We start from the raw sequence: 8,612 nt of genomic DNA on the forward strand, positions 1-8,612 counted from the left end.
GGCAGTCGCGGAACCGGCTTCGCCGGGCCGCTGACTGCGCCCCCGGTAGGGGGTGGGCGCCCGACACGAAGTGCGGGCAACCTGGGGGCGAGCTTCAGCCAGGGCGAGCTTTAGTTGATTTGCAGTTGCGCGACGTTGCTGACCGGAACCAGCTTGCCCAGCTTGAGGCTCAGGACCCCGTTCTCGAGTTTGGCCTCGCTGGTCGCGACGTCGATGTCCTGCGGCAGCTCGTAGGCGGCCTTGAGCTGGCGCTTGGCTTCGGCCTTGCTCTCGATGCGGACCACGGCGCCTTCGATACCGATCGTGAGATCGTCACGCGACAGGCCGGGCACGTCGAGCGTGAGGGTCCAGGTCTTGTCGTCCTGTTCGACGTTGAGCGAGCGTTGCGCGCCGGAGAAAGCCTCGTTGACGAAGCGCTCCAGGCTGCGATCGTGCGAGCGCGGAACGAAGCGGGCGGTGCGGACGGCGGGTGCAAAGAACATGATGAGGACTCCTGAGTGATGACCACGGGACAAGAATGTGTGTCCCTTACACTGCGCGGCCGTTCAACAGAAGTCGCGTGCCGCATGCCATCCCATCTAGGCACTGCAAAAGGCGTTTCAAGACAATGATCTCCAGCTTTATTTGGCGCCGCAGGGCCTTGAAATTCGCGGCGCTGGCGCTATGCGCCTCGGCGCTGCCGCCGGTGCACGCACAGGCCGCGCCGCCGATCCGGCTGGCCCTGATCGAGAGCATGAGCGGCCCCTTCGCCAACACCGGCGAGGCCGTGTTCCGCAACCTGCTGTGGGCGGTGGAGCGGGTCAACGCGCGCGGCGGCGTCAAGCTGCCGGGCGGCAACCGCTTCCTGCAGCTCGATCGCTACGACAGCAAGGGACAGAACGAGGAGGCCCTCTCCGCGCTGCGCGCCGCGATGGACGACGGCGCGCGCATCGTGCTGCAGGGCAATTCGTCGGCCACGGCGGCGGCGCTGATCGATGCGATCGACAAGAACAACGAGCGCGACCCGGCCCGGCGCGTGCTGTTTCTCAACTACTCGGCGGTCGACCCGGTGCTGACCAACGAGCGCTGCAGCTTCTGGCACTTCCGCTTCGATGCCCACGCCGACATGCGCGTCACCGCACTGATGCAGGTGCTGCAGGACGACAAGTCGCTCAAGCGCGTCTACCTGATCGGTCAGGACTACAGCTTCGGCCAGTCGGTGCTGCGCGAGTCGCGGCGGCAGCTCGGCGCCGCGCGTCCCGACGTGCAGATCGTCGGCGACGAACTGCACCCGATGGGCCGAGTCAAGGATTTCGCGCCCTATGCGAACAAGATCATGGCCAGCGGTGCGCAGGGCGTCATCACCGGCAACTGGGGCAACGACCTGACCCTGCTCGTGAAGGCCGCGCGCGAGGCGGGGTTCACCGGCAGCTTCTACACCTTCTACGGCAATGCCCTGGGCGCGCCGGCGGCCATCGGCGACGCCGGCATCGGCCGCGTGGTCGCCGTGGCCGACTGGCTGCCGAACGTGCAGACGCCGCAGAGCGAAGCCTTCTACCGCGACTTCCGCACCCGCTTCCCCAAGGCCTCCGACGACTATGTCCACATGCGCATGCAGCTGCTGATCGAGGCGCTGGCGGAGGCCATCGAGCGGGCCGGCAGCGTCGACACGGTGGCCGTGGCGCGGGCCCTCGAGAAGGCCGACGTCACGCTGGCCGGCCAGCGCGGCCATATGCGCGCCGAGGACCATCAGTTCCAGCAGCAGCTCGTGGTCGGCGTCATGGACCGGCAGGGAGCGCCCGGCGTCAAGTTCGATGTCGAGGGCTCGGGCTACGGCTTCCGGGTCATCAAGACGATCCCCGCGAGTCGTGCCGAAATGCCTTCGAGCTGCAAGATGCAGCGCCCCTGAACCCCAAGGACAAGACATGCGCCAAGCGATCCAAGACCTCGAAGCCTCCAAGATCCGCGAGGTGGCCAATGCCGGCCTCGGCCGCAGCGACGTGCTGGCCTTCTGGTTCGGCGAGAGCGACGAGGTCACGCCCGAGGTGATCCGACACGCGGCCATCGACTCGCTGCAGCGCGGCGAGACCTTCTACGCTCACAACCTGGGCCTGCCCGAACTGCGCGAAGCCGTCGCCGCGTACATGAGCGGCCTGCATCCGAAGATCGAGGCTTCGCGCATCGCGATCACCTCGGGCGGGGTCAGCGCGCTGATGCTGGCGGTGCAGGCGCTGGTCGACGCCGGCGACGAAGTGGTGGCGATCACCCCGGTGTGGCCGAACCTCACGGCGCAGCCCGCGATCCTGGGCGCACACGTGCGCTGCGTGTCGCTGGTGCCGAGGGCAGGGCAGTGGACCCTCGACCTGGAGGCGCTGCGCGCGGCGGTCACGCCGGCGACCAAGCTGCTGATCGTCAACGCGCCCAACAACCCGACCGGCTGGACGCTGACGCGCGCCGAGCAGCAGGCGATCCTCGACCACTGCCGCGCCACCGGCACCTGGATTCTGGCCGACGAGGTCTACGAGCGGCTCTACTACGAGCCGACGCCGAACGGCTGCGCGCCGAGCTTCCTCGACGTGGCGAAGGCCGACGACCGCCTGGTGGTCGCCCACAGCTTCAGCAAGAGCTTCCTGATGACCGGCTGGCGGCTGGGCTGGCTGGTGCTGCCTGCGGCCCTGATGGACGGCATGGGCAAGCTGATCGAGTTCAACACCTCGTGCGCCAGCGTGTTCACGCAGCGCGCCGGCATTGCCGCGCTGGCGCATGGCAAGGAGATCACGCCGAAGATCGTCGCCCACCTCAAGGCCTGCCGCGACACGCTGGTGCCCTTGCTGGCCGACATCCCGGGCGTCGAAGTCGCTTCGGCGAGTGGCGGCATGTATGCCTTCTTCAAGCTCGAAGGCTTCGGCGACTCCCTCGAAGTCGCCAAGCGCCTGGTGGTCGAGGCCGGCCTGGGCCTGGCCCCCGGCAACGCCTTCGCCCCCGAAGCCCAGGGCTGGCTGCGCTGGTGTTTCGCCTCCAAGGACCCCGGCCGCCTGGTCGAAGGCGTCGACCGCCTCAAGCGCTGGCTCGCCGCACAATAACAATCGGTAGCAATTGGCCGGCGAAGCCCGGCCCCTTGGTGAAACACCGAGGAACCGGCTTCGCCGGGCCTCTGGTGTTGCCCCCGGCAGGGGGTGGGCGGGCTACACGCAGTGAGCCCAACCTGGGGGCGAGCTATAATCCACAAGCTTTGCATCGTGCAAGCGCACGGTGGGTGCAGTTCCAGTGCCCACCGCAAGTCAAACATCCCGAAGACCTCGGGTCGGAACCAAGGAAAACACAATGATCGCAGCCTCCATCAAGGCCGAAGTCGTCAAGGACAACGCCCGCGCCGCCAACGACACCGGCAGTCCTGAAGTGCAAGTCGCACTGCTGACCGCCCGCATCAACGAGCTCACGCCTCACTTCAAGACGCACGCCAAGGACCACCACGGTCGCCGCGGCCTGCTTCGCATGGTGAGCCGCCGCCGCAAGCTGCTGGACTACCTCAAGTCCAAGGACGCCGACCGCTACACCGCGCTGATCGCCAAGCTGGGCCTGCGCAAGTAAGTCGAATCGCATGCAAAAACGCCTGGGTTAGTCCGCTAGCTCAGGCGTTTTTTACTTCGGAGCCGCCAAAACAGAGCGAAGCTGTGTCATTCCAGAGAGGTTCTCCCCGAGCTTCCCTGGAATGGCATCGTGTTCTGAAAAGCGCTCCAGCCCCCGCGGGGCCTGTGGTCGTCACGGGTCGAGCCGCTATCAAAACAGGAGCACACCATGAGCCTCTTCAACAAAGTCACCAAGTCCTTCCAGTGGGGCGACAAGACCGTCGTCCTGACCACCGGCGAGATCGCTCGCCAGGCCGGCGGTGCCGTGACCGTGGACATCGACGGCACCGTGGTGCTGGCCACCGTGGTGGCCTCGAAGTCGGCCAAGCCCGGCCAGGACTTCTTCCCGCTGACCGTCGACTACATCGAGAAAACGTACGCCGCAGGCAAGATCCCCGGCAGCTTCTTCAAGCGCGAAGCCAAGCCCAGCGAGCATGAAACGCTCACCAGCCGCCTGATCGACCGCCCGATCCGTCCGCTGTTCCCTGAAGGCTTCCTGAACGAAGTGCACGTGGTCATCCACACGCTGTCGCTCAACCCCGAAGTCGACGCCGACATCGCCGCCATGATCGGCGTCAGCGCCGCGCTGTCGATCTCCGGCATCCCGTTCAGCGGCCCGATCGGCGCCGCCCGCGTGGGCTACATCAACGGCCAGTACGTGCTGAACCCGGGCCAGACGGCACGCAAGGATTCGCAGATGGACCTGGTCGTCGCCGGCACCGAAGCCGCCGTGCTGATGGTCGAGTCCGAAGCCCTGCAACTGAGCGAAGAAATCATGCTCGGCGGCGTGGTCTTCGGCCACGAGCAAGCCAACATCGCGATCAACGCGATCCACGAACTCGTGCGTGACGCCGGCAAGCCGGTCTGGGACTGGCAGCCGCCGGTCGAAGACGAAGCCTTCGTCGCCAAGGTCAAGGGCCTGGCCGAAGAAAAGCTGCGCGCGGTCTACCAGATCCGCAGCAAGCAGGCCCGCACGCAAGCCCTGCGCGAAGCCAACGCCAGCGTGATGGCGTCGCTCAAGGAAAGCGGCGAACCCTTCGACGCCGGCAAGGTCAACGACCTGCTGTTCGCGATCGAATCGAAAATCGTCCGCAGCCAGATCCTGGCCGGCGAGCCCCGCATCGACGGCCGCGACACGCGCACCGTGCGCCCGATCGAGATCCGCAACGGCGTGCTGCCGCGCACTCACGGCTCGGCCCTGTTCACCCGCGGCGAAACGCAGGCGCTGGTCATCACCACGCTCGGCACCGAGCGCGACGCGCAGCGCATCGACGCGCTGATGGGCGAGTACGAAGACCGCTTCCTGTTCCACTACAACATGCCTCCGTTCGCCACCGGCGAAGTCGGCCGCATGGGTTCGACCAAGCGCCGCGAAATCGGCCACGGCCGCCTGGCCAAGCGCGCGCTGGTCGCGGTGCTGCCGAACAAGGAAGAGTTCCCCTACACGATCCGCGTGGTGTCTGAAATCACCGAGTCGAACGGCTCCTCGTCGATGGCTTCGGTCTGCGGCGGCTGCCTCTCGATGATGGACGCCGGCGTGCCGATGAAGGCCCACGTGGCCGGCATCGCCATGGGCCTGATCAAGGAAGACAACCGCTTCGCGGTGCTGACCGACATCCTGGGCGACGAAGATCACCTGGGCGACATGGACTTCAAGGTGGCCGGCACGACCAACGGCATCACGGCGCTGCAGATGGACATCAAGATCCAGGGCATCACCAAGGAAATCATGCAGGTCGCACTGGCCCAGGCCAAGGAAGCGCGCATGCACATCCTCGGCAAGATGCAGGAAGCCATGGGCGAGGCCAAGGCCGAAGTCTCGAGCTTCGCGCCGCGCCTGACCACGCTGAAGATCAACCCCGAGAAGATCCGCGACGTGATCGGCAAGGGCGGCTCGGTCATCCGCGGCCTGCAGGAAGAAACCGGCACGACGATCAACATCGACGAAGACGGCACCATCACCATCGCGTCGACCGATCCGGAAAAGGCCGAGGCGGCCAAGAGGCGCATCGAGCAGATCACCGCGGAAGTGGAAATCGGCAAGGTCTACGAAGGCCCGGTCACCAAGATCCTCGACTTCGGCGCGCTGATCAACCTGCTGCCCGGCAAGGACGGCCTGCTGCACATCAGCCAGATCGCGCACGAGCGCGTCGAGAAGGTGACCGACTACCTGAGCGAAGGCCAGATCGTCAAGGTCAAGGTGCTCGAGACCGACGAGAAGGGCCGCGTCAAGCTGTCCATGAAGGCCCTGACCGAGCGTCCGGCCGGCATGGAATTCAGCGAGCGTGCGCCGCGTGAAGACCGGGGCGACCGCGGCGATCGTGGTGGCGAGCGCCGCGAGCGTTCGGACCGTGGCGATCGTGGCGATCGTCCGCCGCGCGCCGAACGTGCGCCCCGCTTCGAGAGCAACGACCGCGGCGGCGAGCAGCAGCCCGAGCAGATGGCCGAGCAACTGCCGCTGCAGGAAAGCGGCCGCGGCGGCGATCATTCCGCTTGACGAGCCGCGATGGCGGCGACGCCATCGCGATTGCGAGTCGGTCGGCGCGCGCCGCACGGTGCGCGCCGCATTCAGGAAGAGACCATGAAAGCCATTGAGATCACATCGTTCGGCGCCCCCGAGGTGCTGCGCGTGGCGGAACGTCCGGCGCCGGTCGCCGGCCCCGGCGAACTGCTGATCCGTGTTGCCGCGAGCGGCGTCAACCGGCCCGACGTGCTGCAGCGCACCGGCAACTATCCGGTGCCTCCGGGTGCCTCGGACCTGCCGGGCCTGGAAGTCGCGGGCGAGATCGTCGCGGGCGACGACAAGGCCCTGGCCGAGGCCGGCTTCAAGCTCGGCGACCACGTCTGCGCGCTGGTCGCCGGCGGCGGCTATGCCGAACTCTGCGTGGCGCCCGTCGTGCAATGCCTGCCGGTTCCGAAGGGCTGGAGCGACGTCGAAGCCGCTACCTTGCCTGAAACATTCTTTACCGTCTGGAGCAATGTGTTCGAGCGGGGCCGGCTTCAAAAGGGCGAGACCCTGCTGATCCAGGGCGGCTCGAGCGGCATCGGCGTGACCGCGATCCAGCTCGGCCGCGCGCTCGGCGCCACCGTGATCGTGACCGCGGGCAGCGACGACAAGTGCGAGGCCTGCCTGAAGCTCGGCGCCGACCATGCGATCAACTACAGAAACGCCGATTTCGCCGAGGAGGCCAAGCGCCTCACCGGCGGCAAGGGCGTCGACGTGATTCTCGACATGGTCGCCGGCGCCTACGTGGCGCGCGAGATCGACTGCCTGGCCGAGGACGGCCGGCTGGTGATCATCGCCGTGCAGGGCGGCGCCAAGGCCGAGATCAACGCCGGACTGGTGCTGCGACGGCGGCTCACGGTGACCGGCTCGACGCTGCGGCCGCGGCCGATCGCCTTCAAGGGCGCGATCGCCAAGGCGCTGCGCGAGAAGGTCTGGCCGCTGCTCGAAAGCGGCGCGGTCAAGCCGATCATCCACAGCCGCTTCGCCGCACTCGGGGAGCCCAGCGGCGCTGCGCAGGCGCACGTCCTGATGGAATCGAACCAGCACATCGGCAAGATCGTGCTGACCTGGTGAACTAGACAGACATGACGACCCAAAAGAAGCTGATCGCAGGCAACTGGAAGATGAACGGCAGCCTGCCTGCCAACGAGGCGCTGCTGAAGGCCCTGCTGGCCGGCGTGGGCACCCCGGCGTGCGAGATCGCGGTCTGCGTGCCGGCGCCTTACCTGGCGCAGGTGCAGTCGCTGGTGGCCGGCTCGCCGGTCGCGCTCGGCGCGCAGGATCTCTCGGCCCAGCCGCAAGGCGCCTTCACGGGCGAGCAATCGGCTGCGATGCTGAAGGAGTTCGGCGTGCGCTACGCCATCGTCGGGCACTCCGAGCGGCGCCAGTTCCACGGCGAGACCGACGAGCTGGTCGCCGCCAAGACCGCCGCTGCGCTGGCCAACGGCATCACGCCGATCGTCTGCGTCGGCGAAACGCTGTCAGAGCGCGAGGCAGGGCACACCGAGGAGGTGGTCAAGCGCCAGCTGGCCGCGGTGATCCACGTCAACGGCCACTGCATCAGCGAGATCGTGGTCGCGTACGAGCCCGTCTGGGCCATCGGCACCGGCAAGACCGCGACCCCGGCGCAGGCGCAGGCCGTTCATGCGGTGCTGCGCGCCCAGTTGCACCACGCGGCGAGCGAACACGCCGCCGGCATCCGCATCCTCTACGGCGGCAGCATGAACGCGGCCAATGCGGCCGAATTGCTCGCCGAAGCCGACATCGACGGCGGCCTGATCGGCGGCGCCTCCCTCAAGGCCCCGGATTTCCTGCAGATCATTGCAGCGGCCCGCTGAAACGCGCGTGCCCGAAGAAAGAACTTAGGAGTTAGAACGAATGAACGTGGTCCTCAATATCCTGGTGGGCGTGCAGATGCTCACCGCACTCGCGATGATCGGGCTGATCCTGATCCAGCACGGCAAGGGCGCCGACATGGGCGCCGCCTTCGGCAGCGGCAGTGCCGGCAGCCTGTTCGGCGCCAGCGGCAGCGCGAACTTCCTGTCGCGTACCACTGCGGTGCTGGCGGCGGTGTTCTTCGCCTGCACCTTGTTGTTGGCCTATTTCGGCCACGCACGGCCGGCCGGCGGCGGCAGCCTGCTGGAGCGCGCGGCGATCGGCGCACCGGCGGCCGTGCCGGCACCGGCGCCCGCGGCCTCGGATTCCGCGGCGCAGATCCCCAGCGGCAGCGCGCCGGCGGCTCCGGCCGCCGCGGCTTCGGCACCGGCTGCGCCTGCGGCAGGTGCGGGGCAGATCCCGTCCAAGTAAATCCAGTCGAGATCTCTTCAGCCGTGAGTGAAAACGGCTGTTTTTCAGGGTAAACTCTAAAGCTGTTCCGGAAAGCCAAAACCTTACAAGGTTCCTCATGCCATCCGGGCAGCAAAAACCGCGGTCGTGGTGAAATTGGTAGACACGCTATCTTGAGGGGGTAGTGGCGAAAGCTGTGCGAGTTCGAGTCT

At 67.1% G+C, this 8,612-nt stretch carries 8 protein-coding genes; 7 read left to right on the plus strand and 1 reads right to left on the minus strand.

Annotation, left to right across the window (positions count from 1 at the left end):
- Window positions 1–110: 110 nt before the first annotated feature.
- Window positions 111–482: an Hsp20/alpha crystallin family protein gene (locus AC1D2K_RS23635; protein ID WP_478091422.1), complete on the minus strand. Its 372-nt coding sequence runs from the start codon at window positions 480–482 to the stop codon at window positions 111–113.
- 125 nt (window positions 483–607) lie between these two features.
- Between AC1D2K_RS23635 and AC1D2K_RS23640 the strand changes: the two genes are divergently transcribed.
- From AC1D2K_RS23640 to secG, 7 genes are all read left to right on the plus strand, one after another.
- Window positions 608–1,888, plus strand: coding sequence for a branched-chain amino acid ABC transporter substrate-binding protein (locus AC1D2K_RS23640; RefSeq protein ID WP_478091423.1), 1,281 nt, complete (start codon window positions 608–610; stop codon window positions 1,886–1,888).
- The gene (locus AC1D2K_RS23645) at window positions 1,794–3,062 is read left to right on the plus strand and encodes a pyridoxal phosphate-dependent aminotransferase (RefSeq protein WP_478091424.1); all 1,269 of its coding nucleotides are present in this window, start codon (window positions 1,794–1,796) and stop codon (window positions 3,060–3,062) included. Before AC1D2K_RS23640 ends, AC1D2K_RS23645 begins: the two co-directional genes overlap by 95 nt.
- A gap of 241 nt (window positions 3,063–3,303) precedes the next feature.
- Window positions 3,304–3,570, plus strand: coding sequence for a 30S ribosomal protein S15 (gene rpsO / locus AC1D2K_RS23650; protein WP_007837783.1), 267 nt, complete (start codon window positions 3,304–3,306; stop codon window positions 3,568–3,570).
- 207 nt (window positions 3,571–3,777) lie between these two features.
- The gene (pnp, locus tag AC1D2K_RS23655) at window positions 3,778–6,105 is read left to right on the plus strand and encodes a polyribonucleotide nucleotidyltransferase (protein ID WP_478091425.1); all 2,328 of its coding nucleotides are present in this window, start codon (window positions 3,778–3,780) and stop codon (window positions 6,103–6,105) included.
- Between the two features lie 84 nt (window positions 6,106–6,189).
- The gene (locus AC1D2K_RS23660; protein ID WP_478091427.1) at window positions 6,190–7,188 is read left to right on the plus strand and encodes an NAD(P)H-quinone oxidoreductase; all 999 of its coding nucleotides are present in this window, start codon (window positions 6,190–6,192) and stop codon (window positions 7,186–7,188) included.
- An 11-nt stretch (window positions 7,189–7,199) separates the two neighbouring features.
- On the plus strand, window positions 7,200–7,952 hold the full coding sequence (gene tpiA, locus AC1D2K_RS23665) for a triose-phosphate isomerase (RefSeq protein WP_478091429.1): 753 nt from the start codon (window positions 7,200–7,202) through the stop codon (window positions 7,950–7,952).
- A gap of 40 nt (window positions 7,953–7,992) precedes the next feature.
- The gene (gene secG / locus AC1D2K_RS23670) at window positions 7,993–8,421 is read left to right on the plus strand and encodes a preprotein translocase subunit SecG (protein ID WP_478091431.1); all 429 of its coding nucleotides are present in this window, start codon (window positions 7,993–7,995) and stop codon (window positions 8,419–8,421) included.
- Window positions 8,422–8,612 lie beyond the last annotated feature (191 nt).

The organism is Variovorax sp. P1_H12_2, assembly GCF_056405335.1.